This window comes from Candidatus Planktophila lacus (genome assembly GCF_002288385.1).
In the GTDB taxonomy this organism is placed as follows: domain Bacteria; phylum Actinomycetota; class Actinomycetes; order Nanopelagicales; family Nanopelagicaceae; genus Planktophila; species Planktophila lacus_D.
This window is the reverse complement of the sequence record NZ_CP016783.1, coordinates 1,137,000-1,163,833: the sequence shown is the minus strand read 5'-3', so window position 1 is coordinate 1,163,833 and position 26,834 is coordinate 1,137,000. Positions and strand designations below refer to the sequence as shown.

The window sequence follows — 26,834 nt, the reverse complement described above, 5'->3', positions numbered from 1 at the left end:
TCACTAAAGAGGCTCAATCCCACTACGGATTGGGCCTCTTTGCTTTTCCTGGAACCCCTGCCATCTAAATAAATCGTTGGTTGGGACAGGCCTTTCTTATTACACTTATGTAATGAGCGATGAAAAAAAGTTCCACGTTGCACGTCACGATGAACGCGAACTATTTGATCGCGATGCGATAAATCGCCTGTTAGATAACCAATATGTAGCCCACGTAGGCTTTATCGATCAAGATAACCAACTGCCCTTTGTAATCCCAATGGGCTTTGCCCGCGATAACGACCGTATTTTGCTTCATGGATCAACCGGCTCCCGCATGATGCGCCAGATCGCACAGGGGATTGACCTATGTGTGACGGTAACCCAGCTAAATGCAATTGTCGTAGCGCGCTCATCATTTAACTCATCTATGAACTACGAATCGGTAATGATCTTCGGGGTTGCTCGAGTACTTGAAGAGTCCGAGAAAGATCTAGCGCTGGAGCGAATTACCGAAAAGTTAGTGCCTGGCCTTTCAAAATACGGTCGCCCCTTGGTAAGTAAAGAGATTGCTGCAACGATGATCGTTGAACTCTCGCTCAATAAAATCTCGGCAAAGTCACGCGAAGGTGATCCTTTAGATGATGACGAAGATGTAGCTCTACCGATTTGGGCGGGCATACTTCCGATTGAAACAAAGCTCGGTGCACCAATTACCGCGGCAAATGCTGCTGGTATTGCCGTTCCTCCACATATCGCTAATTAATTAGCGATTAGCGCAGCGAGTGCAACTTCCACCATGTCATTGAGGGTGCGCTCTCTTGCATCTGCATCCATCGCTTCATGTGTAATCACGTGATCAGAAACTGTTAGCACAGCAAGTGCTTTCTTTCCCTTACGTGCAGCGATTGAATACAACTGACTGGCTTCCATCTCAAGTGCCAGCACACCGTGCTTAATTAATTTTTCGTTGGCATCAGTTTCATCATAGAAATAATCCATCGATGAAACTCCACCGACATGAACGCGATCAAATTTCTTAGAAGCTTCGTGCGCTGCTTGCAATAAACCGAAATCTGCGTGTGGTGCAAAATCTAAACCGTTGGTGAAGCGACGATTGATATTGGAATCAGTTGATGCCGTCATCGCTAAAATTAAATCACCGACTTTTGTCTTCTCTTGGATCGCACCGCATGTGCCGATACGGATCGCAGACTCAACACCGTGTTCATTGAAGAGCTCGGTTACGTAAATAGATAGAGAAGGAAGGCCCATTCCAGTGCCTTGGACCGAGATCCGCTCACCGCGGTAGGTGCCGGTATAGCCGAACATATTTCGGATCGAGTTGTACTGCTTGGCCCCATCGAGGTAGTTCTCGGCCACCCATTTCGCCCTTAATGGGTCGCCGGGGAGGAGGATTTTCTCGGAAATTTCGCCCTTTTGGGCTCCAATGTGAAGGCTCATGGGTTGATTATGGCCCCAAAAGGCGCCCCGAAAGCGACACGCCGTACAACGAAAAAAGGCCATTTTTGAGGCCAGGGGAGCCCTAGAAGAGTAAAAGGGCCGTTTTGACCTTTACGCCTGAACCCCGATACCCTTCGCGTCTGCTCTTTTAAGAGCTTTTTGCCTTGCCCCTGTTAAGAAATTATCAGTTGCAACTGCGCATCGGGTGCAACACACCCGACCGCGTGGGTCGGACAACGAGCGTAAAAAAGCAGTAACCGAAATGGAGACGAAGTGCCAACGATTCAACAACTAGTTCGTCGTGGTCGTGCAGAAAAGACTACGAAGACAAATACACCTGCGCTAAAAGGTTCACCACAGCGTCGCGGTGTATGTACACGTGTGTACACAACAACACCTAAGAAGCCTAACTCTGCGCTTCGCAAAGTGGCACGTGTTCGTTTAACAAGTGGCATGGAAGTTACTGCATACATCCCAGGTGAAGGTCATAACCTACAAGAGCACTCCATTGTTCTTGTTCGTGGTGGTCGCGTAAAAGATCTACCTGGCGTTCGTTACAAAATTATTCGTGGATCACTCGATACACAAGGTGTTAAAAACCGTAAGCAATCACGTTCTCGTTACGGTGCTAAGAGAGAGAAGAAGGCTAGCTAATGCCACGTAAAGGTCCGGTCGTAAAGTCTCCTGTTGTTGCAGATCCTGTTTACAATTCACCAGTTGTTACTGCTCTAATCAACCGCGTATTGCTTCACGGCAAGCGTTCAACTGCTGAAAGCATTGTCTATCACGCACTTGAAGGCACGCGCACAAAGACTCAGGTTGATCCAATCATCACTTTGAAGCGCGCTCTCGACAACATCAAGCCTGCAGTTGAAGTACGTTCTCGCCGCGTTGGTGGAGCTACTTACCAGGTTCCTGTTGAAGTAAAAGCTGGTCGCTCAACAACTTTGGCACTTCGCTGGTTAATCGATTACTCACGACTACGTCGCGAGAAGTCAATGGCAGAGCGTCTAATGAACGAATTAATCGATGCATCAAATGGTCTCGGAGCAGCAGTAAAGCGCCGCGAAGATACCCACAAAATGGCGGAAGCAAACAAGGCGTTTGCTCACTACCGCTGGTAATTAAGAAACTAAAGTATTCAAAAGTTGAGAAGAGGATAATTAATTGGCAACGTCAACAGTAGAAAAGATCGATCTAGCTACGGTTCGCAATATCGGAATCATGGCTCACATCGACGCGGGCAAAACCACTACTACTGAGCGCATCCTTTTCTACACAGGTATCTCATACAAGATCGGTGAAGTGCACGAAGGTGCAGCAACGATGGACTGGATGGAACAAGAGCAAGAGCGCGGTATCACAATCACCTCTGCTGCAACCACATGTATGTGGAAAGACCATCTCATCAACATCATCGATACACCTGGCCACGTTGACTTCACAGTTGAAGTAGAACGCTCACTCCGTGTTCTCGATGGCGCAGTTGCTGTATTCGACGGCGTCGCCGGTGTTGAACCACAATCTGAAACAGTATGGCGTCAAGCAGACCGTTACTCAGTTCCACGTATTTGTTTTATTAACAAGCTAGACCGCACCGGCGCTTCATTCGATAAGTGCGTAGGCATGATCAAGGATCGCCTAAATGCAGTTGCTCTAGTTCTACAACTTCCAATCGGTAACGAATCAGATTTCATTGGCGTCGTCGACCTAATCGCAATGAAGGCGCTTGTATGGCGCGGCGAAACTAAAAAGGGTGAAGATTACACAATTGAAGAAATTCCAGCAGATATGTTGGAGAAGGCAAAGCAAGCTCGCCACGAGATGGTTGAAACTCTTGCCGAGAATGACGATGTTGTTATGGAGAAGTACCTTGCAGGTGAAGATCTCTCAGAGGCAGAGCTAATCGCAGGTATCCGTCGCGCGACAATCGCTGCCAAGCTTTCACCAGTTCTTACTGGTTCTGCATTTAAGAACAAGGGCGTACAGCCAATGCTCGATGCAGTAACTCGCTACCTCCCATCACCTCTAGATGTTGATGCGATCGTCGGTATGGATATGGACGATAAAGAGAAGGAAATGAAGCGCTATCCAAAGAATGACGAGCCTTTCTCAGCGCTGGCATTCAAGATCATGACTGATCCACACCTTGGAAAGCTCACATTTATCCGCGTTTACTCAGGTGTGCTTGAGACCGGTTCAACAATTCTTAACTCAACAAAAGATCGCAAAGAGCGCATCGGCAAGATCTACCAGATGCACGCTAACAAGCGCGAAGAACGCGACAACGTTGGCGCGGGCATGATCGTTGCGGTTATGGGACTTAAGGACACAACAACAGGCGAAACTCTCTGCGATCCTGCAAAGCCAGTCGTTCTCGAGTCAATGGACTTCCCAGCACCAGTTATCTCTGTTGCTATCGAACCAAAGACCAAGGGCGACCAAGAAAAACTTGGCGTTGCTATTCAGCGTCTCTCTGAAGAAGATCCAACTTTCCACGTCAACACTGATGAAGAAACCGGCCAGACAATCATCGCTGGTATGGGCGAGCTCCACCTTGAAATTCTTGTAGACCGTATGCGTCGCGAATTTAAGGTTGAAGCAAACGTTGGTAAGCCACAGGTTGCTTACCGCGAAACTCTTCGTAAGCCAGTTGCACGTCACGACTACACACATAAGAAGCAGACCGGTGGTTCAGGTCAGTTCGCAAAGATTCAGATCGCAATCGAGCCACTTCCAACTGGTGAAGTTGAAGGCGGTTACGAGTTCGTAAACAAGATCACTGGTGGTCGCGTTCCACGCGAGTACATCCCTTCAGTTGATGCAGGTTGCCGTGAAGCAATGACCGCAGGTCCTCTTGCTGGCTACCCACTTACAGATGTACGAGTAACTCTTCTTGACGGCGCGTATCACGATGTTGACTCATCGGAGCTCGCTTTCAAGGTGGCTGGTATCGCAGCATTTAAGGAAGCAGCAAAACTTGCTGATCCTGCAATTCTCGAACCAGTGATGCGCGTCGAAGTTGTTACCCCTGAAGACTTCATGGGTGATGTCATCGGCGACATCAACAGTCGTCGTGGCCAAATTCAGGCCATGGATGAGCGGTCAGGTGCCCGCGTTGTTAGGGCGCTAGTTCCGTTGTCAGAGATGTTCGGCTATGTCGGAGATCTCCGCTCCAGAACACAAGGTCGCGCGAGCTACAGCATGGAATTCGATTCTTATGCCGAAGTTCCAGGCAATGTGATGAAAGAAATCATCGCAAAAGTTCGTGGCGAATAAAACTCCCTAAACAAAGCACAACCCCTAATAACTAGCACTAGAAAAACGAAAGAGGAAACAAAATGGCAAAAGCCAAGTTCGAGCGCACTAAGCCGCACGTAAACATCGGCACCATTGGCCACATCGATCACGGTAAGACAACTCTTACTGCTGCGATCTCCAAGGTGCTTCATGACAAGTTCCCAGACCTTAACGCTGCAACAGCATTCTCTGATATCGATAAGGCGCCAGAAGAGCGTCAACGCGGTATCACGATCTCTATTGCACACATCGAATACCAGACTGAAAAGCGTCACTACGCACACGTTGACTGCCCAGGCCACGCTGACTACATCAAGAACATGATCACTGGTGCTGCACAGATGGACGGCGCAATTCTCGTAGTAGCTGCAACAGATGGTCCAATGCCACAGACTAAAGAGCACGTTCTTCTTGCTCGCCAAGTTGGCGTTCCATCAATCGTTGTTGCTCTTAACAAGTCAGATATGGTCGATGACGAAGAAATTCTTGAACTCGTTGAAATGGAAGTTCGCGAACTTCTATCTAAGTACGAGTTCCCAGGCGATGACACTCCAATCGTTCGCATCTCAGCACTTAAGGCACTTGAGGGTGACCAGAAGTGGGCAGATAAGTTGATGGAGCTCATGGATGCAGTAGATGCATTCATCCCACAGCCAGCACGCGAAATCGACAAGCCATTCCTTATGCCAGTTGAAGACGTTTTCACAATCACAGGTCGTGGAACAGTTATCACCGGTCGTATCGAGCGCGGCGTTGTAAAGGTCAACGAAGAAGTTGAAATCGTTGGTATCCGCACTGAAGCTCAGAAGACAACAGTTACAGGCGTTGAAATGTTCCGTAAGTTGCTCGACGAAGGTCAGGCTGGCGAGAACGTCGGTCTTCTTCTTCGTGGACTAAAGCGTGAAGATGTAGAGCGTGGTCAGGTTGTTTGCAAGCCTGGCTCAATCACACCTCACACAGAGTTCGATGCATCTGCATACATCCTTTCAAAGGATGAAGGCGGTCGTCACACTCCATTCTTTAACAACTACCGTCCACAGTTCTACTTCCGTACAACTGACGTAACTGGCGTAGTAACACTTCCAGAAGGCACCGAAATGGTTATGCCTGGCGATAACACTGAAATGGCTGTACAGCTAATTCAACCAATCGCTATGGAAGAAGGACTTCGCTTTGCGATCCGCGAAGGTGGCCGCACAGTAGGTGCAGGTCGCGTTACAAAGATCAAGAAGTAAACAAAAAATCCGTTGTTGATGCGCCGGCGGCGTTAAACCCGCCGGCGCAAAAACAGGAAAAGTTTTAAAAGAAGTAAAAGCTTGAAAACTAAAAATTAACTAGTAGTAAAAACGAAAGAGGAGAACGACATGGCGGGACAAAAGATCCGCATTCGACTCAAGGCCTATGACCATGAGGTGATTGACTCTTCAGCGAAGAAAATCGTTGAAACAGTTGAGCGCACAGGTGCAACGGTCGCGGGTCCAGTGCCGCTACCAACAGAGAAGAACACGTATTGCGTGATTCGCTCTCCTCACAAATATAAGGACAGCCGCGAACACTTCGAGATGCGCACACATAAGCGCCTAATCGACATCATCGACCCAACACCTAAGACTGTTGATTCATTGATGCGTCTTGACTTGCCAGCTGGCGTCGACATCGAGATCAAGCTCTAAGGAAAGGACGAGAAACATGACATATACAACTCAATCTGCCGGCTCGTCCATTAAGGGCGTCCTCGGTAAGAAGCTCGGAATGACACAAGTTTTCGATGCCAACAACAAGATGATTCCTGTAACTGTAGTTTCAGTTGAATCATGTGTTGTTACGCAAATTCGCACACCTGAAAAGGATGGCTACTCAGCCGTGCAACTTGCTTACGGTGCAATCGATCCAAAGAAAATTTCAAAGCCGCTAACAGGCCACTATGCAAAGGCAGGCGTCACTCCTCGTCGCTCCGTTGCAGAACTGCGCACACTGTCAGCTGCTGAATACACAGTTGGCCAAGAAATCGGCGCAACTACCTTCGCTGCTGGTGACATCGTTGATGCAACCGGCACAAGCACAGGTAAAGGAACTGCTGGTGTTATGAAGCGCCACGGTTTCGGTGGTCTTGGTTCATCTCACGGTGTTGATCGTAAGCACCGCATGCCAGGTTCAATCGGTGCTTGCTCTACACCAGGTCGCGTTTTCAAGGGAATGCGCATGATGGGCCGTATGGGTGCAGAGAAAGTCACAACACAGAACTTGTTAGTTCAATCAGTTGATGCAGAAAATAACTTGCTACTCATCAAGGGTTCAGTACCAGGTCCTGATGGCGCATTGGTGTTCATCCGCTCTGCTGCAAAGAAAGCAATCTTTGAAACAGCATCAGGAAAGGTTGGTGCATAACCATGGCGCTTACCGTTGAAGTAAAGAACGCAGAAGGAAAGAAAGTTGGAAGCGTTGATCTTCCATCTGACATCTTTGATGCGCAGACAAATATTCCTTTGATCCACCAAGTCGTGACAGCGCAACTTGCTGCTGCACGTCAAGGAACTCAAAAGGCTAAGAACCGTGGTGAAACTTCTGGTTCAGGTAAGAAGCCGTTTAAGCAGAAGGGAACCGGCCGCGCTCGTCAGGGCTCGATCCGCGCTCCTTTGCAACGCGGTGGTGGTGCAGCACATGCTGTTCGCCCACGTTCTTACTTCCAGCGCACGCCAAAGAAGATGATCGCACAAGCACTTCGCGGCGTCCTCTCTGATCGTCAGCGCAACGAACGTATCCACGTTATCGACTCTGTAACAGCAGCTCCTTCAACAAAGGCAGCGCTTGCAGCAGTTCGTCAGTTCTCAACACGCAAGAACCTTTTGGTTGTTGTCTCACGTAACGAAGACGCTGCATGGCGTTCACTTCGCAACGCTGATGATCTACACCTTCTAGTTCCTGATCAGCTAAATGCATACGACATCTTGAAGAGCGATGACGTTGTCTTCTCAGAAGCAGCGATCAACGATTTCCTTAAGGCAAAGAGCACAGCAAAGGCAGCCGGTAAGTCTGTTAAATCTGTTGCACGTGAAAGCGAGGTAACAGCATGAAAGATCACCGCGACGTCTTGCTAGCGCCAGTAGTTTCTGAAAAGAGCTACGGATTGCTAGATGAGAACAAGTACACATTCATTGTTGCTCCAGATGCCAACAAGACTGAGATCAAGATCGCAGTCGAGAAGGTTTTCGGAGTCAAGGTCATCAGTGTTAACACTATGAACCGAGTAGGAAAGAACAAGCGCACACGTTTTGGTGATGGAAAGCGCAAAGACACAAAGCGAGCAATCGTTCATGTGGCCGCTGGCGACCGTATCGACATCTTCGGAGGTCCCGTTTCCTAAGGGCAACCTTACGAATAGGGATTTCTAGAAAAGGATCATCATGGCACTTCGCAAACTCAAGCCAACGACCCCCGGTCAACGCGGCGCAAGCGTTCCTGATTTCGCTGAAATCACACGCACAACTCCTGAAAAGTCATTGGTACGTCCAATCCACTCAAAGGGTGGCCGTAACAATCAAGGTCGCATCACAGTTCGCCACCAAGGTGGAGGACACAAGCGTGCATACCGTCTGATCGATTTCGTCCGTAACGATAAGGATGGAGTTCCAGCAAAGGTCGCGCACATTGAATACGACCCAAACCGCACAGCGCGTATCGCACTTCTTCACTACGCAGATGGAGAAAAGCGTTACATCATCGCTCCAAATAAACTTGAGCAAGGTGCAACAGTTGAGAACGGTCCAAAGGCCGATATCAAACCTGGAAACAACTTGCCTCTACGTAACATCCCAGTAGGTACAACAATCCACGCAATCGAACTTCGCCCAGGTGGTGGAGCAAAGATTGGTCGTTCAGCTGGTGCATCTGTACAACTCGTTGCAAAAGAAGGTGCGTACGCGCAACTTCGTATGCCATCTGGCGAAATTCGCAACGTAGATGTTCGTTGCCGCGCAACTGTTGGTGAAGTTGGAAACGCAGAACAATCCAACATCAACTACGGAAAAGCTGGCCGCAAGCGTTGGTTAGGTATTCGCCCAACTGTTCGTGGTGTTGTTATGAACCCTGTAGATCACCCACACGGTGGTGGTGAAGGTAAGACTTCTGGTGGACGTCACCCAGTTTCACCTTGGGGTAAGCCAGAAGCACGTACCCGTAAGAAGAAAGCATCTGATTCCATGATCGTCCGTCGTCGCAAGTCGAATAAGAAGCGGTAGGAGAGAACCCTTATGCCAAGAAGTCTCAAGAAGGGTCCATTCGTTGATGGACATCTCACCAAGAAGGTGGATGCACAGAACGATGCCAACACTAAGAACGTGATCAAGACCTGGTCACGCCGCTCAATGATTATTCCTTCAATGATCGGACACACAATCGCAGTACACGATGGCCGCAAGCACGTTCCGGTTTTCGTAACTGACGCAATGATCGGACACAAGCTTGGTGAATTCGCACCAACTCGTACATTCCGTGGACACGTTAAAGATGATCGGAGAGCAGCTCGTGGCTAATACAACTCCTCAAGCAGATGCTTTGATCGCTCGCGCTGTATTGCGCGACATCCGCCACACAGCACAGAAGGCTCGTCGCGTTGTCGACTTGGTTCGTGGTCTGCGCGCAGATGAAGCACTTAACATTCTGAAGTTTGCGCCACAGGCTGCAGGTTCAGATGTCTACACACTCCTTAACTCTGCTATTGCAAATGCAAAGGCTAAAAACCCTGCAATTCGCGATGCATCCGAACTATGGGTTGTTGAAGCTCTCGTGGACGAAGGACGCACAATGAAGCGTTTCCGCCCACGTGCACAAGGTCGCGGTTTCCGTATCTTGAAGCGCTCAAGCCATATCTCACTTGCAGTTAGCGATGTAAAGGCAACTAGCAAATCAATTTCACGCACATCAACAAAGACTCAGACACGTAATCCAAAGCGTGCTGAAGATTCAGCGAAGGGAGCGACCAAGTAATGGGTCAAAAAGTTAACCCACACGGGTTCCGCCTGGGCATCACAACTGAATTCAAGTCACGTTGGTATGCAGACAAGCTTTACAAGGATTACGTCAAGGAAGATGTCGAAATCCGTCGCATGATGCAGAAAGGTATGGAGCGCGCAGGCGTATCTCGCATTGAGATCGAACGTACTCGCGATCGCGTCCGTATCGATCTACACACTGCGCGTCCTGGCATCGTCATTGGTCGTCGCGGACAAGAAGCTGACGTACTCCGTCAGAAGCTTGAGAAGCTAACCGGCAAGCAAGTACAGCTAAACATTCTCGAAGTTAAGAACCCAGAGATTGATGCGCAACTTGTTGCACAAGGAATTGCAGAACAGCTTGCTGCTCGCGTTTCTTTCCGCCGCGCAATGAAGAAGTCAATGCAGTCAGCGATGAAGGCCGGAGCACAGGGCATTCGTGTTCAGTGCGGTGGTCGTCTTGGTGGCGCAGAAATGTCACGTTCAGAGTTCTACCGTGAAGGTCGCGTTCCATTGCACACACTTCGCGCCGATATTGATTACGGCTTCTATGAAGCAGCAACAACATTCGGTCGCTTGGGTGTAAAGGTTTGGATCTACAAGGGCGAAGTTATTGGTTCACGCGCAGAGCGCGCTGAAAAGGCGCTTGCAGAAGCACGCGCTCCAAAGCCAGAACGTCGCGGACCTCGCACACCACGTGCACCACGTGCAGAAGTTACAACTACGCAAGCAGCGCCAGTTGTAGAAGCAGCACCAGCAACTGAAGGAGGCGAGGCGTAAATGTTAATTCCTCGTAAGGTCAAGCACCGTAAGCAGCACCACCCATCGCGTTCAGGCGCATCAAAGGGCGGAACAGCTGTTGCATTCGGTGACTTCGGTATCCAAGCTCTAGAGCCTGCATACGTAACCAACCGTCAGATCGAAGCTGCTCGTATTGCGATGACTCGCTATATCAAGCGCGGTGGAAAAGTTTGGATCAATATTTATCCAGATCGTCCAATTACAAAGAAGCCTGCTGAAACTCGTATGGGTTCCGGTAAAGGTTCACCTGAATGGTGGATTGCAAACGTGAAGCCAGGTCGCATCATGTTTGAAATCTCTGGAGTAACAGAAGCGATTGCAACTGAAGCTATGCGTCTTGCGATTCATAAGCTTCCAATGAAGTGTCGTGTAGTAAAGCGTGAGGAGGCATAAAGTGGCTAACGTTAATGAAGAACTACGCCAATTAACCGATGACGAATTAGCATCGAAGGTGCGTGAGGCTAAAGAGGAACTCTTTAATCTGCGCTTCCAGGCTGCTACTGGTCAGCTCGAATCACATGGTCGCCTCGGAGCAGTTCGCAAGGAGATCGCACGTCTTTACACAATTATCCGCGAACGCGAACTAGGAATCGGAGGCGCTGCCTAATGACTACCGAAAATCGCGCAGATCGCAAGACACGTGAAGGCATTGTCATTTCAGACAAGATGGATAAGACGATCACCGTTGAAGTATCAAACCGCGTAAAGCACGGTATGTACTCAAAGGTTCTGTCTCGTTCAACAAAGCTAAAGGCTCACGACGAGACCAATAGCGCAGGTACTGGAGATCGTGTTTTGATCATGGAAACACGACCAATTTCAGCATCAAAGCGCTGGCGTCTAGTTTCAATCATCGAGAAAGCTAAGTAAGGGGCAGGATAAAAAATGATTCAACAAGAATCGCGCCTACGCGTCGCGGATAACACAGGAGCCAAAGAGCTTCTCTGTATTCGTGTTCTCGGTGGCTCCTCCCGTCGTTACGCCGGTATCGGAGACATCATCGTCTGTTCTGTTAAGGATGCAATTCCTGGCGGACAAGTTAAGAAGGGTGAAGTCGTAAAGGCTGTCATCGTTCGTACAGTTAAAGAACGTCGTCGTCCAGACGGTTCTTACATCAAATTTGACGAGAACGCAGCAGTCATCCTTAAAGCAGATGGCGAACCACGCGGAACTCGTATCTTCGGACCAGTTGCTCGCGAACTCCGCGACAAGAAGTTCATGAAGATCATTTCACTCGCTCCGGAGGTGCTCTAACCATGGCGAAGATCAAGAAAGATGACACAGTGCTCGTAATCGCTGGCAAGAACAAGGGCGTTACAGGCAAGGTTCTCGATGTTGATAAGAACCGCATTCTTGTTGAAGGTGTTAACCGCGTACAGCGCCACACCAAAGAGTCAACAACCGAACGCGGCGTCAAGGTCGGCGGAATCGTTACTGCTGAAGCAACAATCCACATTTCAAATGTCATGGTCGTCGATGGCGATGGCAAGGCAACTCGCCTTGGCGTTCGTAAAGATGAAGAAGGCAAAAATGTTCGCATCTCACGTCGCACCGGAAAGGACATCTAATGTCAACAACGACTGATGTTCGTTTAAAGGCTCGTTACCGTAGCGAAATCGCTGGCGCACTTACGACTCAATTTGGATATAAGAATCCAATGCAGGTTCCAACGCTCGTAAAGATCGTTGTAAATATGGGTGTTGGCGAAGCTGCTCGTGATTCTAAGCTAATCGAAGGCGCAGTCCGCGATCTAGCAATCATCACAGGCCAGAAGCCACAAGTAACCAAGTCACGCAAATCAATCGCGCAGTTCAAGTTGCGTGAAGGTATGCCAATTGGTGCACACGTAACAATGCGTGGAGATCGTATGTGGGAGTTCGCAGATCGCTTACTCTCAATTTCTCTTCCACGTATCCGCGATTTCCGTGGACTTTCACCTAAGCAATTCGATGGCAAGGGCAACTACACATTCGGTCTAACCGAGCAGGTTGTATTCCCAGAAATCGAACAAGATAAGGTCGATCGCCCACGCGGTATGGATATCACTGTTGTAACCACAGCGAAGAACGACGAAGAAGGCCGCGCACTCTTGAAGTTGCTCGGTTTTCCTTTCCGGGAGGCATAAGAATGGCAAAGACATCACTCAAGGTTAAAGCTGCTCGCAAGCCTAAGTTCAAGGTTCGTGGCTATACACGTTGTCAGCGTTGCGGTCGTCCGCACTCTGTCTATCAAAAGTTTGGAATTTGCCGCGTCTGTTTCCGTGAAATGGCGCATCGTGGTGAACTTCCAGGTATTACAAAGGCTTCTTGGTAAAAATGATGGCGCCATCATTTTTACCGGAGCAAGCTAGTTAAAACTACAACGAAGAAAGTCCAGGCAAATTGCTTGGATACTGTTTCGAGAAAGGCCATAGGCCACGTATGACAATGACAGATCCGATCGCAGACATGTTGACACGTCTGCGCAACGCGAACTCTGCTTACCATGATTCGGTTTCAATGCCGTCTTCATCGGTTAAAGCACGCATTGCAGAGATCCTTCAAAAGGAGGGTTTCATCGCAGGCTATCGCGTTGAATCAGCAACAAACGGTGTTGGCAAGGACCTAGTTCTTGACCTCAAGTTCGGTGCAAACCGCGAGCGTTCAATCGCCGGTCTTCGCCGCGTAAGCAAGCCAGGACTTCGCGTTTACGCAAAGTCAACAGCTCTACCAAAAGTACTTGGTGGACTCGGCGTTGCAATCATATCAACTTCATCTGGATTGCTTACTGATAAGCAAGCCAACAAACAGGGTGTAGGCGGAGAAGTTCTCGCCTACGTATGGTGATCGAATATGTCACGTATCGGTCGTATGCCAATCGCTGTTCCTGCTGGCGTTGAAGTAACAATCGCAGGTCAGAACGTTTCAGTTAAGGGACCAAAGGGTTCACTTTCACTAAACGTCGCTGAACCAATTCAAGTTTCACAAGCAGATGGTGTTATCACCGTTGCTCGTCCAAATGAAGAGCGCGTTACACGTTCACTTCATGGCCTATCACGCACATTGGTATCAAATATGGTCACCGGCGTAACAACTGGTTACACGCTAACTATCGACATCGTCGGTGTTGGTTACCGCGTTGCTGAGAAGGGTAAGGATCTCGAATTCTTGCTCGGATATAGCCACCCAGTTCCATTCCTAGCTCCAGAAGGAATTTCTTACAAGGTTGAATCTCCAACCAAGTTGCACATCACCGGAATTGATAAGCAACTCGTTGGTGAAGTAGCAGCCAAGATTAAGAAACTGCGTAAAGCAGATCCTTATAAGGGCAAGGGCCTACGTTTGGCAGGCGAAGTTGTTCGCCGTAAGCAAGGAAAGACAGGTAAGAAGTAATGGCAATCGGTGTAAAAGTCCGCAAGGGGTCAGCTACTAATGCTCGCGCCCGTCGTCACTTCCGCGTCCGCAAGAAGGTCTCTGGCACTCCTGCGCGTCCACGTCTAGTCGTTTCTCGCTCTGCGCGTCACCTCTTCGTACAGATCATTGATGACACACAAGGTAAGACTTTGGCTTACGCATCAACAATGGAAGAAGCCTTCCGCAAGTCAACTGGCGATAAGACTGCAAAGTCTCGCGAGATTGGCGCGTTGATCGCAAAGCGTGGAAAGGATGCCGGTATCTCTACCGTTGTATTCGACCGCGCAGGAAATAAGTACACAGGTCGTATCGCAGCACTTGCTGATAGTGCACGAGAGAACGGATTGGAGTTCTAATGGCTGAAAATCCAACAACCGCAACTGCACCAGACAACAAGGGCGCTGACAAGGTTTCTGAAAAAGGCCGTGGCCGCGGAAATGGCGAACGCCGTGAACGTCGCGACGATCGTGAGAAGGACAAGTCTCCATACATGGAGCGCGTTGTCTTTATCAACCGTGTATCTAAAGTTGTTAAGGGTGGACGTCGTTTCTCATTCACCGCACTAGTAGTTGTCGGCGACGGCAATGGCACAGTCGGTATTGGTTACGGAAAGTCTAAGGAAGTTCCACAAGCGATCGCTAAGGCTGTTGAAGAAGCAAAGAAGTCATTCTTCGTAGTCCCACGCATCCAAGGAACTGTTCCTCACCCAGTACAAGGAGAAACAGCAGCTGGCGTAGTTCTTCTTCGCCCAGCAAGCCCAGGTACCGGAGTTATCGCCGGTGGCCCAATTCGTGCAGTACTCGAATGTGCTGGCATCTCAGATGTATTGACCAAGTCACTCGGCTCGAACAATGCAATCAACATGGTCCACGCCACTGTTGCAGCGTTGAAGATGCTTGAGTCACCAGCAGCAATCGCTGCTCGTCGCGGTCGTCCACTTGAAGATGTTGCACCTGCAGCAATTATCCGCGCTTCACAGATGACAGTTGGTGCCTAATGCCACGTTTAAAAGTAACTCAAATTAAATCTAAGGTCGGTAACAAACCTGAGATTCGCGAGACCTTGCGTTCACTTGGTCTAAAGCGCATCAACGATGTTGTCGTCAAAGAAGATCGTCCAGAAATTCGTGGCATGGTGTACGCAGCACGCCACTTGATCAAGGTTGAGGAGGTCGAATAAAGATGACGCTAAAACTTCATCACCTTCGTCCAGCCCCAGGTGCAAAGAAAGCTAAGACCCGTAAAGGTCGCGGTGAAGCATCAAAGGGTAAGACCGCCGGTCGCGGTGGCAAGGGAACACATGCACGTAACACTGTTCGCCCAGGTTTTGAGGGTGGCCAGCTTCCGTTGGTTATGCGTTTGCCTAAGCTTCGCGGCTTTAAGAACCCAGCACGTATTGAGTACCAAGCAGTTAACGTTGCAACAATTAACGATCTCTTCCCTAAGGGTGGAGATGTAACAGTTGCAGATCTAATTGCTAAGGGCGCAGTACGCGATAGCTTGCCTGTAAAGGTTCTTGGCAATGGCGATATCGCCGTCAAGGTATCTGTAACAGCACATGCATTCTCAGCATCAGCAGTCGAAAAGATCGCTGCCGCTGGTGGTTCAACCAAAGTTCTATAAGTTTCAAAAAGAAACTTATAAAAGTTTCATTGATTTGATAGAGGGAGAAGATTGATGCTTTCAGCATTTGGAATGGCTTTTAAGACACCAGATCTGCGCAAGAAGATCTTCTTCACTCTTTCAATCATGGCTCTGTTCCGCTTCGGTTCAGTCGTCCCAACTCCTGGCGTTTCATACACAGCAGTTCAGACATGTCTTAACCAAGTTCAAACAGGTGGTCTCTTCGGTCTGATCAACTTGTTCTCAGGTGGAGCGCTAATTCAGCTCTCTGTCTTTGCACTTGGCATCATGCCTTACATCACCAGCTCGATCATTATTCAACTTCTTACAGTTGTAATTCCACGCTTTGAAACTCTTAAGAAAGAGGGACAATCTGGAACTGCGAAGTTAACTCAATACACCCGTTATCTAACAATCGGTTTAGCAGTACTTCAATCAACAGGTTTGGTTGCAGTTGCTCGTACACCTGGTCGTTTGATCTCAGGCTGTAATGAAGCGATCATTCCTGATACTTCATGGCAGCGCATAGCAACGATGATCATCGTTATGACAGCCGGTACATCTGTAATCATGTGGCTCGGTGAGCTAATCACTGATCGCGGTATTGGTAACGGTATGTCTATCTTGATCTTCACATCTATCGCAGCAAGCTTCCCTGGACAACTCTGGAGCATCCGCGTTCAAAAGGGCCTCTTCGCATTTATCGTTGTTTTAGCGGTCGGTATTGCAGTTGTTGCAGCGGTTGTATTCGTTGAACAAGCACAGCGCCGAATCCCTGTGCAGTACGCAAAGCGCATGGTTGGACGTCAGGCTTACGGCGGAACAAGTACTTATATTCCAATCAAGGTAAACCAGGCTGGCGTTATCCCGGTTATCTTCGCTTCATCACTTCTCTACATCCCATCTTTGATCGTTAACTTCACCAATAGCCAAGCGGCTTGGGCGGTATGGGTTTCTCGTAACCTCGTAAATGGCGATAACGTCTTTTATGTAACTGCTTATTCAGCTTTGATTATCTTCTTCACCTACTTCTATGTAGCGATTACCTTTAATCCAGATGAAGTTGCAGACAATATGAAGAAGTACGGCGGATTTATTCCAGGCATCCGTGCCGGTCGCCCAACTTCTGAATACCTGCAATACGTTCTCTCACGCATTACAGCGCCAGGTGCGCTATACCTCGCGCTCGTTGCGATTATTCCAATCGGTGCGTTGATCGTATTCGGTGCAACTCAGAACTTCCCATTCGGTGGAACTGCGATCCTGATCGTTGTCGGTGTTGGTCTTGATACTGCAAAGCAGATCGAAAGCCAGTTGCAACAGCGTTCATATGAGGGGTTCTTGCGCTAATGCGTTTAATCCTGGTTGGACCACCAGGTGCTGGTAAAGGAACACAAGCTCAATTCCTATCTGCGCACTATTCAATTCCGCATATTTCAACTGGCGATATCTTCCGCGCTAATTTGAAGGCCGGAACAGAACTCGGAAACCAAGCGAAAGCATTTATGGATCGCGGCGAACTAGTTCCCGATTCAGTCACCAACGATATGGTCAAAGATCGTCTAACCCATGACGATGTTGCCAATGGTTTTCTTCTAGATGGCTATCCACGCAACGTGGCACAGGCTGAAGTTCTTCGTGCATTTCTTGCAGAGGCCAAGACTCCGTTGCAAGCAGCTTTAGAACTTGCTATCGCATCTGATGAAATCATTAAGCGTTTATCTTCTCGTCGTACCTGTCGTGGATGCGGTGCATCCAATGAAGCGGGAGCTACAAACTGTGCTTCTTGCAATGGCAACGATCTTTATCAGCGTGAAGACGATAAAGAAGAAGTTATCGCACGCCGCCTTGAGGTCTATGAAGAGCAGACCGCGCCAATCATCTCTTTCTACCGCTCTGAAGGTTTATTGATCACTATCCCAGCAGTAGGAACCGTTGCTGAAATCACCGAGCATGCGATTACTGCGCTCGGTCGCCTCTAGTAACTAAAGTACTTTTATGGCGATCCAGATAAAAACCCTTGAACAATTAAAGGTAATGCGTCGCGCCGGTTTAGTAGTCGCCGAAATTCACCAAGCGATACGAGCTGCGATTAAGCCAGGAATGACAACTAGCGCACTCGATGCAGTTGCAGCAGCCTGCATCAAAAGAAACGGTGCAACCCCCAACTTTCTTAACTATCACGGCTTTCCCGCAACGATCTGTGTTTCAGTAAATGAAGAAATCGTTCACGGTATCCCTGGGGATCGCCTCATCAACGATGGTGATCTAGTCTCAATCGATTGCGGTGCAATCATCGATGGTTGGCATGGCGATGCTGCATTTTCTGTCGGAGTCGGCAACGTTGACGCACAAGATCAAAAACTTATGGATGTCTGCGAAGAGTCAATGTGGCGCGGAATCGCCGCGGGTAAATTAGGTGCGCGCCTTACTGATATCAGCGCAGCAATTGAAAATTACATCGATTCGCAAGGTAAGTACGGAATTCTGCAAGAGTACGGTGGCCACGGAATCGGTACCGAGATGCATCAAGAGCCACATGTTTTAAACTTTGGAAAAGGTGGAAATGGTCCTGAGTTAATTGTCGGGATGGCACTTGCAATTGAACCGATGATTACGCGCGGAACACATAAGACAAAAGTTTTAGGCGATGACTGGACGGTTGTATCTCAAGATAAATCTAGAGGTGCCCACTTCGAGCATTCATTTGCACTTTTGCCAGATGGAAAGCCATTTGTATTAACGGCTGCTGACGGGGGACGGGCAAAGTTAGCCTCTCTAGGCATTGAAATATCAAGCCTGCTTTCCTGACGCTCATAATCTCTTTTTGAGGTGTCTGACCTCACAAATTAGTATTAAATCGTTATGAAAATCCCTTTACCTGGCTAGCCAGTAACGCATAACCTTTCTCAAACCCCATCCCTCGTGGGCTAACTCTTAAAGGAGAGTCTTGATGTTAAAAAAGAAATTTGCCGGTGCACTCGTTGCATCATTGGCGCTTTCAGTACTTGCAACAGTTGCTCCAACAGCAACAGCAGCACCAAAAGCGGCAGCAATTGCAAAGGCTGGCGATGACTGCATTACCGCAGGTCGCGTAGCAAAGGCTCGTGGAGTCGAAGGCTCTGATCTAACATGTTTAGTAGTTTCAACTGGAACCCTAAAAGGCAAGTTGAAATGGTGGTACAAAGATGTAACCCCACTCTCAAAGCTTGAGTGGGTTGCTTCATCTGGCGTAGGTGGCGGTTACGGCACCACTGCAATCGCATTTGCTGATGCTATGAAGGCAGAAGGCATGCTTAGCGATTACACAGTTGCTTATAAGTCAGGCGGATCCGGAACTGTAGGTCTTGGATACTTCCAAGATCAAAAGGCTAAAGATTTTGCTTTCATTACAGGTTTTGCGATGGTTGCAGGCGTTGCTTCAACTAAGTCAAAGCTAAACCAAGCAGATTCAAAGGCAATCTCTGGATTGATGCGCGAATATGAAGCGATTGTTGTTCCTACATCTTCTAAGTACAAGACAATTAATCAACTACTCGCAGATATCGTTGCAAATCCAAAGCTACCTATCGCTGGTGGATCAAAGGGAACTGTTGACCACGTTTACATGGGTCTTCTAGTTGAAAAAGCTGGCGGAAAAGCCACTGAAATGAACTACGTTCCATACGCAGGTGGTGGAGAAGTAACAACTTCTGTACTCAGCGGACAGACAGTAGCTGGCGTTTCAGGTACATCTGAATTCGCTTCATTTGTAAAGGCCGGAAAGCTACGTGTTCTAGCCCTTTCATCACCATCACGTTTGAAGTCAATCAAGGGTCAGACATTGATCCAGCAGGGAATCAACTTCACATTCGGTAACTGGCGCGGAATTCTTGCTCCAGCAGCACTTACCGAAGCAGAGCGCGTTAACTGGCTAAAGGCTGTTGATGTAACTCGTGCAGGAGATGCCTGGAAGGCAACATTGGTTGCTAAGGATTGGCAGAACCAAACAGATTACGGCAAGGATTTCGAAGCATTCCTTGCATCACAAAAGAAGGACATCACAACCACGCTAGTTTCACTTGGCTTGGCATAAGTCCTCTTGAAATCTAAGAAGATTGGGGGAGAGCTCGCTTTTGCGGGCTCTCTCCTAATTCTTGGGTTGGTCGTTCTATACGACACTTCCAAGATGTTAGTTCCACCGGGATCTGGAACCGTTGGTCCGCAAATTTTTCCTTACGTAGTAAGCGGTTTTGTCATTTTTATTTCTCTGGGTTTATTTGTACAAATTTTCCGCGGAAATCTCGGCGTACCTGAAGGAACCGAGTTCGGCGAAATAGTTGAAAAGACAGACTTTAAATCTTTAGCCATGGTCGCCGGCTCAATGTTGACCTACCCACTTTTAATTGAGCGTGCTGGATTTATCATCGCGAGCACAGTGGTGTTCTTTGGCGTCGCCTTTGCATACGGTGCCAAAAATCTACTTAAGAATTTACTTATCTCGATCATCTTCTCTTTTATCGTTTATTTTGCATTTTCTAAAGGTCTAAACGTTGGCCTTCCAGCAGGAATCCTGGGGATCTTTGAATGAGTAGTTTTAACTCGCTTATGGAGGGCTTCGCCTCAGCCCTTACCCTAAACAATCTACTTTTCGGTCTACTCGGAACAATCCTTGGAACGCTGGTCGGAGTTCTTCCCGGTATCGGACCCGCACTTGCTATCGCACTCTTGTTGCCAATTACTTATTCAGTTAGCCCGGCATCTGCGCTAATTATGTTTGCTGCTATTTACTACGGCGCCATGTATGGCGGATCGACAACTTCGATTTTATTAAATACTCCTGGTGAATCCGGTTCAGTAATAACAGCGCTCGAAGGCCATCAAATGGCAAAGCGTGGACGCGCTGGTTCTGCCCTTGCGACTGCAGCTATTGGTTCATTCATCGCAGGCACAATCGCAACTGCGATCTTGGCATTTACCGCCCCCTCACTTGCCGAGTGGGCCTTTAAAGTTACGGCGGCAGATTTCTTTGCGCTGATGTTGATCGCTTTTACAACGGTCGGAACGCTCTTAGGAAATTCAATGTTGCGCGGTATGGCATCCCTTGGCGTAGGCCTAGTTATTGGCTTGGTTGGTTCTGATCTGCAATCTGGCGCAGTTCGCCTAACTTTTGGAAGCCTTCAAGCAATCGATGGAATTGAAACAGTGACTGTAATCGTTTCGCTATTTGCACTTGGCGAGGCTTTGTATATCGCAGGCCGCGCGAAGGCAACTGGTTGGTCGATCATTCCGATGAAGGGCAAGGCGATTATGTCTCGCCAAGACTTCAAACGTTCTTGGCGCCCCTGGCTTCGCGGAACAGCGATTGGTTTTCCATTAGGCGTTATCCCTGCCGGAGGCTCTGAAGTCCCAACATTTTTAAGTTATGCGGCAGAGAAATCTTTATCGAAGAATAAAGAGGAGTTTGGTCATGGCGCCATTGAAGGCGTAGCAGGCCCAGAGGCTGCTAACAATGCAAATGCCGCTGGTGCTCTTGTTCCACTTCTTGCACTTGGACTTCCAACATCTGCAACTGCTGCAGTAATTCTGGTCGCTCTTCAGACTTACAACATTCAACCTGGTCCGCTGCTATTTACAACAAACCCTGAAATCGTCTGGACCTTAATCGCTTCGCTCTTTATCGGAAACACCTTGCTCCTGGCGCTTAATCTGCCGCTAGTGCGCGTCTGGGCAAAACTTCTAAATATTCCACGCCCTTATCTCTTCTCCGGAATCACCGCCTTCGCATTGATGGGCGCGTACGTTGCGAACAATGCAATCTTTGATCTCTGGATCGCGCTGGGTGTTGGTGTAATCGGTTTTGCCTTCCGCCGTTTTGGAGTTCCAATTACACCGCTAATTATTGGACTAATTCTTGGGCCGATGGCTGAGCTTCAGATGCGTCGTGCGCTGCAGATCAGCGGTGGCGAACTTAGCGCGCTATATGCAACTCCAATGTCAAAAATCCTCTACGTAATCCTCCTTATTGTGATTATCGGTCCGATGATCTGGAACTTTAAGAAGAAGCTTGCACTAAAGAAGTAAATGGCGTCCCAAAAACTTTTGCCGTGGGCGCGTCCGCTCTTATTGAGTTCTACCCTTACTCAGGCCACGATCTACGTTCTTCGCCCGATGATTACCTATCGAGCGATCGAACTAGATGCCAGCACTTATGAAATCGGTGTAGTTGCCGCGCTCTACGCACTCTTTCCGGTTTTATTGGCGCTGCAATTTGGCCGATTAGTAGGAAAGATCGGTGAAGGTAAGTTCATAATCGCCGGAACTATTTCCATGGCGCTAACAGCCGTAGCCCTAATCTTTGCTAACTCGGTCTTTACTCTCGCAATCGCAACCGCCTTTGCTGGCATATCGCATCTGGCTTGTATGGTGGGTGGCCAATCTATGGTTGCACTTCGGGCACCTCGCGAAAATTACGACAGATACTTTGGCTACTACACATTTAGCGCATCTCTTGGACATTTAATTGGACCGCTAGTGGCTGCACTTGTTGCGGGTTCCGATGGAACACTTCCTAAATCAACATCTAACGCTTTTCTTTTAGGCTTTGTTCTTTGTGTGGTTGCACTAGTGCCGGTTATCAGATGGCGCAAGGAGAAGCCAAGCGTTGAAGCTAAATCTGATGAAGGCACCTATACCGCAGCGATTGCGCTACTAAAGAAGCCTGGCATTTTGGCTGCAATCTATGTCTCACTAGCTATCTCGTCAGTTGCCGATGTTCTTGTTGTTTTCTTACCGCTCTTCGGCACAGAGAATAATTTCTCTCCCTATGCGATCGGAATCATTCTGGCCATTCGTGCCGGTACAACGATGATCTCTCGCTTCTTCTGGGCGCGTCCGCTCTTATTGAGTTCTACCCTTACTCAGGCCACGATCTACGTTCTTCGCCCGATGATTACCTATCGAGCGATCGAACTAGATGCCAGCACTTATGAAATCGGTGTAGTTGCCGCGCTCTACGCACTCTTTCCGGTTTTATTGGCGCTGCAATTTGGCCGATTAGTAGGAAAGATCGGTGAAGGTAAGTTCATAATCGCCGGAACTATTTCCATGGCGCTAACAGCCGTAGCCCTAATCTTTGCTAACTCGGTCTTTACTCTCGCAATCGCAACCGCCTTTGCTGGCATATCGCATCTGGCTTGTATGGTGGGTGGCCAATCTATGGTTGCACTTCGGGCACCTCGCGAAAATTACGACAGATACTTTGGCTACTACACATTTAGCGCATCTCTTGGACATTTAATTGGACCGCTAGTGGCTGCACTTGTTGCGGGTTCCGATGGAACACTTCCTAAATCAACATCTAACGCTTTTCTTTTAGGCTTTGTTCTTTGTGTGGTTGCACTAGTGCCGGTTATCAGATGGCGCAAGGAGAAGCCAAGCGTTGAAGCTAAATCTGATGAAGGCACCTATACCGCAGCGATTGCGCTACTAAAGAAGCCTGGCATTTTGGCTGCAATCTATGTCTCACTAGCTATCTCGTCAGTTGCCGATGTTCTTGTTGTTTTCTTACCGCTCTTCGGCACAGAGAATAATTTCTCTCCCTATGCGATCGGAATCATTCTGGCCATTCGTGCCGGTACAACGATGATCTCTCGCTTCTTCCTCGGCCGGCTAAGCGCACGTTTTTCTACGTATCAATTGTTGATGGTCAGCACCACAGTCTCTGTTATTGCTTGTGCAGGTATGGCTTTTGCAAAAACACCACTAACTCTTGGCGCCATTGTCTTTATCGCAGGATTTTCACTTGGAATTGGCCAACCGTTAACAATGTCCTTGGTTTCACAAAAGACTGCCGCTAATGAACGAGCGCTAGCCGTCTCAGCGCGCTTAATGGGTAATCGCTTTGGACAATTTTTAGTACCGGCCGCCGCAGGCGCACTCGCCGCATCGGCTGGCGCAAGCGGAGTATTTATCGGGCTATCAGTATTGCTGGCGACCTCGCTCTTTGGTGCAGCAAGCAGGTAACCTTCCTCTCATGGAGTGCGCATGAGCCAACAGAACCAAGTTGAGTTCACCCTCTGGTTACGCGAAAACCAGAAGGCGTTTCTGCGTGCTGCAAAGGTAATTTGTTTTGATACCCAGAACGCCGAAGATGTTCTGCAAGAAGCGCTGGCAGATGTTTACAAGCGCTGGAGCAAGATCCGCAGCCACGAAAATCCTGAGGCATATTTAATGCGTGTAATGGTTAGCAAGCATGCAGATATGCGTCGCAAATGGTTGCGCCGTCAGCAAGAGAAGGAAACTTCCTGGGATCTGGCTGAAAATATTCGCGACTTAGTTGATCAAACAGATGATGTAACTCAGCGCTTACTTGTCCAAGCAGCCCTAAAGTCGCTGAGTGCGGCACAACGCGCAGTTCTAGTTTTGATTTACGAGCACGGCATGGTCTTGCGCGAAGTCGCTGACGTTCTGCAGATTCCAATGGGCACTGCAGCTTCACACTTAGCCCGCGGCAAAGCAGCGGTAGCCGCATATGTCGAGTTAGTTCCAGAGCTAGAAAAGTCCGCAAATAAAGAGTTGACTGGAAGTTCTCAGCGACCATCTGAAATCGAAACCGTAATCGCAGAAGTGGTGGATAACAATGAGTGATGTAGATCCGCTAATTAAACGCGAGATGCAGTGGATGGCACTTGGCGTCCTTGAAAATCGTGACCTCGCTCCGATTATTATCGCCAAAGTGCGTCGCCAAAGAATTCGTCGCGCACTTGTTGCCTTACTTGGTGTAATTGCCGTTGGTGCGGCCAGTATTGGAATTTATGAAGTAATTCAAAAGCCAGCCCCAATTATTGTGGCCTCTGATAACGGAGTTACCGGCGCTAATTCAAATAGCCAGCCGGAGATCGTTGGCCTGCAATCTGATTACCCAGTTACATGGGAACAGAGCGTTGGCGATCTCGGTGCTATTAGTGGTGCTGGTGGAATCGGTGACACTCTCGGTGGTTTAACGGCAAATGGTCTGAAGATTTCTTGGGAACGTTGTGGCAGAGGACAGTGTCCGGTTACTTGGGTTTTAAGTCTGCAGAACAACACTCAAGATTTGATTTCGACTGCGCCATCATTGGGCATCTTCACCAATCACACCCCAATCGTCAGCGACTCACGGCCAACAACCGTTCTGCCTGGAGGCACTGCGCTGCTGGTCTATACCTTCCCTGAATTCAAGGATTCTTTGGAGACTTCTCCGCGTGAGACGTGGCAGTGGAACTGGTACTTAGCTCAACTCCGATAGGAAACCCCCTTTTTACCTGCCCCCAAAGCGCATAAATTAGCCCCCATAGTGCGGTAACCACTATGAAGCCATACCCGTGGCTTCACCTATCTCTATGGGGGAAATGTGAAAAAGAAGCTAATCGCTGGGGCTGCGTCCCTAGCAATGCTCGCGGGATTGCTCACTGCTACTTCAGCAAGTGCTGCAACCATCCGCCTGCCTAAGTCACCAATGAATGCCTGTGTAATTCAAAACGGTATTTATTGCATCGAATCAGTAACAATTGCCACAGGTTCAGGACAGAAAATTCCTTTGACCTATGTGCCAAGCGGAGCAGAAGTTCCAGCTAAGAAGACACCAGTTGATTTCTTTGCACCAGTTGCACAGATCAAGGGTGGAAAAGTAATCGACAACAACTGGTGGATGTCTCAATACCAGCGCGATGTACTTGCTTCAGGCAAATACGTAATGCAGGATCTCTCTTCACTTTTCGGGACAGCTAATCACCCAGAACAGGGTGCGAAGTTTGATCCAAAAACAAAGACCTATGACATTAACAAGCCGCTAGATTTCTATAGCTATCCAATGGATTGCTTTAATCCAGCGACTAAGTCATCAACTAAATCAACATTTGGTGCTTGCTACAAGGGCTCAGTTGCCTTCGTGCAAGATAATGAAGTTAAGTTCTTCTTCTTCTATCCAACAGCTGCAGATGCAGCAAAGCAGATTGCTAACTTTACTGGCGTGACATTTATTGATCTTGCTGAACTGTCAGCAACTCAACAGCGTCCAGTGTGGGGAACTACTTACGATGCTGCTACCAAGACATTTAAGGCTACCGAAGGAATTATCATTCCTATCTGGGTAACTCGTGATGCACTTGTTAACGGCTGGGCTGTTGCCGGTACACCTGCTGCAGTTCCTGCTGATCCAGCAGCTGCTGCAACTACAACAACTCCAACAACCGAAAGCGCAACTGCTGAAGCAACTGAATTAGCTGCAACAGCTCCACTTGCACCAGCTCCAGGTGTTGCCGTTGGAACGCCAGCTGAAGCCGGTCGCGCACTTGTCGGTCGCTGGACACACCCTGATTGGCAAGGTCTAAACCTTGGCGCACTTGGTTATGACGGACTTTATGTTGAAGCACGTACTCCTAACGAGTTCGTATCAAGCATGCTATTCGTCGATGTTCTTCCAACACTTACAGGTGCTGATAAGAAGACCAACCTCGCAGGCCAGGTCGGTAACAAGGCATATGCAGTAAGCCTTGATTCAGATATCGTAATTACAGTTAAGGTTCGCGTCGGCGAAATGCAGACTGGCGTTACCGTTGCTGTTGGTACAGATATCGTTGTTAAGCAAGAGCCAGGTGGCGAATACAACGCAATCTCAATCACAGGTACTCCTGTAACTGTTCCTCTTGCGAAGAACGTTAAGGATTGCGAAGGCGAAGAAGGCGTATCAAAGGCCAACGTTCGTCAATTCCAGATGATTGCTATGGCAGCCAACGACGACAACTCCGGCTTCGGTGTTGAAGGTACTTCCGGTGGAATGTACGTCGGCTCAAACGGTGTCTGCGGACTCTCAACTCCAGTCTGGAGCGAAGAGGATAAGGCATTCACATGGCGCGCAGCTGCTCCTCACTTTGCACCAGATGGTGTGACAGTGAACAAGGGCTTCTACAAGGCGGTAATTCCTACAGCAGATGCTGCACTTCTTTGGGGTATGACTAATCCAAACGATGCTGCATCAGCTCTAGAAATCTCGCTAACAACAGAAGAAGGCGGAACTGCAGCCTTCCTAAAGAACATCAGCGTGAAGAACGGCCGAATCATCATTGATGTATCTGGCTTCGAATACTCACGTCCAAAGCTCAAGATCGGCATCAAGAAGGGCTACAAGCCTGCTGCCAAGATCTTGAACAAGACAACCATCACATGCGTTAAGGGCAAGGCTGTAAAGAAGATCACTGCAGTTAAGCCAGCATGTCCAGCAGGTTATAAGAAGAAGTAGTTTCGACACTTCTTCCATATAGATA

37 protein-coding genes are annotated in these 26,834 nt (G+C 48.5%); 36 read left to right on the top strand and 1 reads right to left on the bottom strand.

Annotated elements, in window-relative coordinates; all coding sequences use genetic code 11:
• Window positions 1-112 precede the first annotated feature (112 nt).
• Entirely contained in the window at window positions 113-745 is a 633-nt protein-coding gene (locus A1sIIB60_RS05905; RefSeq protein WP_095689457.1) for a pyridoxamine 5'-phosphate oxidase family protein, read from the top strand.
• On the opposite strand, the gene deoD is transcribed toward A1sIIB60_RS05905, so the two are convergent.
• Window positions 742-1,443, bottom strand: coding sequence for a purine-nucleoside phosphorylase (deoD, locus tag A1sIIB60_RS05900; RefSeq protein ID WP_095689456.1), 702 nt, complete (start codon window positions 1,441-1,443; stop codon window positions 742-744). The two genes, A1sIIB60_RS05905 and deoD, sit on opposite strands and share 4 nt — an antisense overlap.
• A gap of 273 nt (window positions 1,444-1,716) precedes the next feature.
• Between deoD and rpsL the strand changes: the two genes are divergently transcribed.
• The 35 genes from rpsL (at window position 1,717) to A1sIIB60_RS05725 (ending at window position 26,809) form a co-directional block, all read left to right on the top strand.
• On the top strand, window positions 1,717-2,097 hold the full coding sequence (rpsL, locus tag A1sIIB60_RS05895) for a 30S ribosomal protein S12 (protein WP_095526877.1): 381 nt from the start codon (window positions 1,717-1,719) through the stop codon (window positions 2,095-2,097).
• A complete protein-coding gene (gene rpsG / locus A1sIIB60_RS05890) occupies window positions 2,097-2,567 on the top strand; it encodes a 30S ribosomal protein S7 (protein ID WP_095671540.1) in 471 nt (156 codons plus the stop codon). The genes rpsL and rpsG overlap by 1 nt, the downstream gene beginning before the upstream one ends.
• Before the next feature lie 100 nt (window positions 2,568-2,667).
• The gene (gene fusA, locus A1sIIB60_RS05885) at window positions 2,668-4,722 is read left to right on the top strand and encodes an elongation factor G (RefSeq protein ID WP_236857349.1); all 2,055 of its coding nucleotides are present in this window, start codon (window positions 2,668-2,670) and stop codon (window positions 4,720-4,722) included.
• A 62-nt stretch (window positions 4,723-4,784) separates the two neighbouring features.
• The gene (tuf, locus tag A1sIIB60_RS05880) at window positions 4,785-5,978 is read left to right on the top strand and encodes an elongation factor Tu (RefSeq protein ID WP_095671538.1); all 1,194 of its coding nucleotides are present in this window, start codon (window positions 4,785-4,787) and stop codon (window positions 5,976-5,978) included.
• A 129-nt stretch (window positions 5,979-6,107) separates the two neighbouring features.
• Window positions 6,108-6,416 (top strand): 30S ribosomal protein S10, encoded by a 309-nt coding sequence (rpsJ, locus tag A1sIIB60_RS05875; protein WP_017955300.1) that lies wholly within the window; start codon window positions 6,108-6,110, stop codon window positions 6,414-6,416.
• A 16-nt stretch (window positions 6,417-6,432) separates the two neighbouring features.
• On the top strand, window positions 6,433-7,131 hold the full coding sequence (gene rplC / locus A1sIIB60_RS05870) for a 50S ribosomal protein L3 (protein ID WP_095671537.1): 699 nt from the start codon (window positions 6,433-6,435) through the stop codon (window positions 7,129-7,131).
• A 2-nt stretch (window positions 7,132-7,133) separates the two neighbouring features.
• On the top strand, window positions 7,134-7,817 hold the full coding sequence (gene rplD / locus A1sIIB60_RS05865) for a 50S ribosomal protein L4 (protein ID WP_095671536.1): 684 nt from the start codon (window positions 7,134-7,136) through the stop codon (window positions 7,815-7,817).
• On the top strand, window positions 7,814-8,107 hold the full coding sequence (gene rplW, locus A1sIIB60_RS05860) for a 50S ribosomal protein L23 (RefSeq protein WP_095689454.1): 294 nt from the start codon (window positions 7,814-7,816) through the stop codon (window positions 8,105-8,107). Before rplD ends, rplW begins: the two co-directional genes overlap by 4 nt.
• A gap of 40 nt (window positions 8,108-8,147) precedes the next feature.
• The gene (rplB, locus tag A1sIIB60_RS05855; protein ID WP_095689453.1) at window positions 8,148-8,981 is read left to right on the top strand and encodes a 50S ribosomal protein L2; all 834 of its coding nucleotides are present in this window, start codon (window positions 8,148-8,150) and stop codon (window positions 8,979-8,981) included.
• Between the two features lie 12 nt (window positions 8,982-8,993).
• Window positions 8,994-9,275, top strand: coding sequence for a 30S ribosomal protein S19 (gene rpsS, locus A1sIIB60_RS05850; RefSeq protein ID WP_095671533.1), 282 nt, complete (start codon window positions 8,994-8,996; stop codon window positions 9,273-9,275).
• Entirely contained in the window at window positions 9,268-9,729 is a 462-nt protein-coding gene (gene rplV / locus A1sIIB60_RS05845) for a 50S ribosomal protein L22 (protein ID WP_095689452.1), read from the top strand. Before rpsS ends, rplV begins: the two co-directional genes overlap by 8 nt.
• Complete coding sequence (rpsC, locus tag A1sIIB60_RS05840; RefSeq protein ID WP_095689451.1) at window positions 9,729-10,514, top strand: 30S ribosomal protein S3; 786 nt, start codon at window positions 9,729-9,731, stop codon at window positions 10,512-10,514. The genes rplV and rpsC overlap by 1 nt, the downstream gene beginning before the upstream one ends.
• The gene (gene rplP, locus A1sIIB60_RS05835) at window positions 10,515-10,928 is read left to right on the top strand and encodes a 50S ribosomal protein L16 (RefSeq protein ID WP_095671530.1); all 414 of its coding nucleotides are present in this window, start codon (window positions 10,515-10,517) and stop codon (window positions 10,926-10,928) included. It abuts the gene before it with no gap.
• Between the two features lies 1 nt (window position 10,929).
• On the top strand, window positions 10,930-11,142 hold the full coding sequence (rpmC, locus tag A1sIIB60_RS05830; protein ID WP_095671529.1) for a 50S ribosomal protein L29: 213 nt from the start codon (window positions 10,930-10,932) through the stop codon (window positions 11,140-11,142).
• The gene (rpsQ, locus tag A1sIIB60_RS05825; protein WP_095689450.1) at window positions 11,142-11,405 is read left to right on the top strand and encodes a 30S ribosomal protein S17; all 264 of its coding nucleotides are present in this window, start codon (window positions 11,142-11,144) and stop codon (window positions 11,403-11,405) included. Before rpmC ends, rpsQ begins: the two co-directional genes overlap by 1 nt.
• Before the next feature lie 15 nt (window positions 11,406-11,420).
• Window positions 11,421-11,789, top strand: a complete 369-nt coding sequence (gene rplN, locus A1sIIB60_RS05820) for a 50S ribosomal protein L14 (protein ID WP_095526891.1) — start codon at window positions 11,421-11,423, stop codon at window positions 11,787-11,789.
• A 2-nt stretch (window positions 11,790-11,791) separates the two neighbouring features.
• The gene (rplX, locus tag A1sIIB60_RS05815) at window positions 11,792-12,103 is read left to right on the top strand and encodes a 50S ribosomal protein L24 (protein WP_095671527.1); all 312 of its coding nucleotides are present in this window, start codon (window positions 11,792-11,794) and stop codon (window positions 12,101-12,103) included.
• Window positions 12,103-12,660, top strand: coding sequence for a 50S ribosomal protein L5 (rplE, locus tag A1sIIB60_RS05810; RefSeq protein ID WP_095671526.1), 558 nt, complete (start codon window positions 12,103-12,105; stop codon window positions 12,658-12,660). Before rplX ends, rplE begins: the two co-directional genes overlap by 1 nt.
• A gap of 2 nt (window positions 12,661-12,662) precedes the next feature.
• Window positions 12,663-12,848, top strand: a complete 186-nt coding sequence (locus A1sIIB60_RS05805; RefSeq protein ID WP_095526894.1) for a type Z 30S ribosomal protein S14 — start codon at window positions 12,663-12,665, stop codon at window positions 12,846-12,848.
• Between the two features lie 107 nt (window positions 12,849-12,955).
• Window positions 12,956-13,360, top strand: coding sequence for a 30S ribosomal protein S8 (gene rpsH, locus A1sIIB60_RS05800; RefSeq protein ID WP_095671525.1), 405 nt, complete (start codon window positions 12,956-12,958; stop codon window positions 13,358-13,360).
• Between the two features lie 6 nt (window positions 13,361-13,366).
• Window positions 13,367-13,906: a 50S ribosomal protein L6 gene (rplF, locus tag A1sIIB60_RS05795; RefSeq protein ID WP_095671524.1), complete on the top strand. Its 540-nt coding sequence runs from the start codon at window positions 13,367-13,369 to the stop codon at window positions 13,904-13,906.
• Window positions 13,906-14,283, top strand: a complete 378-nt coding sequence (rplR, locus tag A1sIIB60_RS05790; protein ID WP_095671523.1) for a 50S ribosomal protein L18 — start codon at window positions 13,906-13,908, stop codon at window positions 14,281-14,283. The genes rplF and rplR overlap by 1 nt, the downstream gene beginning before the upstream one ends.
• Entirely contained in the window at window positions 14,283-14,924 is a 642-nt protein-coding gene (rpsE, locus tag A1sIIB60_RS05785) for a 30S ribosomal protein S5 (RefSeq protein ID WP_095671522.1), read from the top strand. The genes rplR and rpsE overlap by 1 nt, the downstream gene beginning before the upstream one ends.
• Window positions 14,924-15,106: a 50S ribosomal protein L30 gene (rpmD, locus tag A1sIIB60_RS05780; protein ID WP_095526899.1), complete on the top strand. Its 183-nt coding sequence runs from the start codon at window positions 14,924-14,926 to the stop codon at window positions 15,104-15,106. Before rpsE ends, rpmD begins: the two co-directional genes overlap by 1 nt.
• A 2-nt stretch (window positions 15,107-15,108) precedes the next feature.
• Window positions 15,109-15,549: a 50S ribosomal protein L15 gene (gene rplO, locus A1sIIB60_RS05775; protein WP_095671521.1), complete on the top strand. Its 441-nt coding sequence runs from the start codon at window positions 15,109-15,111 to the stop codon at window positions 15,547-15,549.
• 54 nt (window positions 15,550-15,603) lie between these two features.
• On the top strand, window positions 15,604-16,899 hold the full coding sequence (secY, locus tag A1sIIB60_RS05770; RefSeq protein ID WP_095671520.1) for a preprotein translocase subunit SecY: 1,296 nt from the start codon (window positions 15,604-15,606) through the stop codon (window positions 16,897-16,899).
• On the top strand, window positions 16,899-17,531 hold the full coding sequence (locus A1sIIB60_RS05765; protein ID WP_095671519.1) for an adenylate kinase: 633 nt from the start codon (window positions 16,899-16,901) through the stop codon (window positions 17,529-17,531). Before secY ends, A1sIIB60_RS05765 begins: the two co-directional genes overlap by 1 nt.
• 16 nt (window positions 17,532-17,547) lie before the next feature.
• A complete protein-coding gene (gene map, locus A1sIIB60_RS05760) occupies window positions 17,548-18,360 on the top strand; it encodes a type I methionyl aminopeptidase (RefSeq protein ID WP_095671518.1) in 813 nt (270 codons plus the stop codon).
• 142 nt (window positions 18,361-18,502) lie between these two features.
• Complete coding sequence (locus tag A1sIIB60_RS05755) at window positions 18,503-19,624, top strand: Bug family tripartite tricarboxylate transporter substrate binding protein (protein WP_095671517.1); 1,122 nt, start codon at window positions 18,503-18,505, stop codon at window positions 19,622-19,624.
• 6 nt (window positions 19,625-19,630) lie between these two features.
• Window positions 19,631-20,119, top strand: coding sequence for a tripartite tricarboxylate transporter TctB family protein (locus tag A1sIIB60_RS05750; protein ID WP_095671516.1), 489 nt, complete (start codon window positions 19,631-19,633; stop codon window positions 20,117-20,119).
• The gene (locus A1sIIB60_RS05745) at window positions 20,116-21,612 is read left to right on the top strand and encodes a tripartite tricarboxylate transporter permease (protein ID WP_095671515.1); all 1,497 of its coding nucleotides are present in this window, start codon (window positions 20,116-20,118) and stop codon (window positions 21,610-21,612) included. The genes A1sIIB60_RS05750 and A1sIIB60_RS05745 overlap by 4 nt, the downstream gene beginning before the upstream one ends.
• The gene (locus A1sIIB60_RS05740) at window positions 21,613-23,553 is read left to right on the top strand and encodes an MFS transporter (RefSeq protein ID WP_095689449.1); all 1,941 of its coding nucleotides are present in this window, start codon (window positions 21,613-21,615) and stop codon (window positions 23,551-23,553) included.
• Between the two features lie 21 nt (window positions 23,554-23,574).
• Entirely contained in the window at window positions 23,575-24,177 is a 603-nt protein-coding gene (locus A1sIIB60_RS05735) for an RNA polymerase sigma factor (protein ID WP_095671513.1), read from the top strand.
• Complete coding sequence (locus A1sIIB60_RS05730) at window positions 24,170-24,817, top strand: hypothetical protein (protein WP_095671512.1); 648 nt, start codon at window positions 24,170-24,172, stop codon at window positions 24,815-24,817. Before A1sIIB60_RS05735 ends, A1sIIB60_RS05730 begins: the two co-directional genes overlap by 8 nt.
• A 105-nt stretch (window positions 24,818-24,922) precedes the next feature.
• Window positions 24,923-26,809: a hypothetical protein gene (locus A1sIIB60_RS05725; protein WP_095671511.1), complete on the top strand. Its 1,887-nt coding sequence runs from the start codon at window positions 24,923-24,925 to the stop codon at window positions 26,807-26,809.
• The last annotated feature ends 25 nt before the right edge of the window (window positions 26,810-26,834 follow it).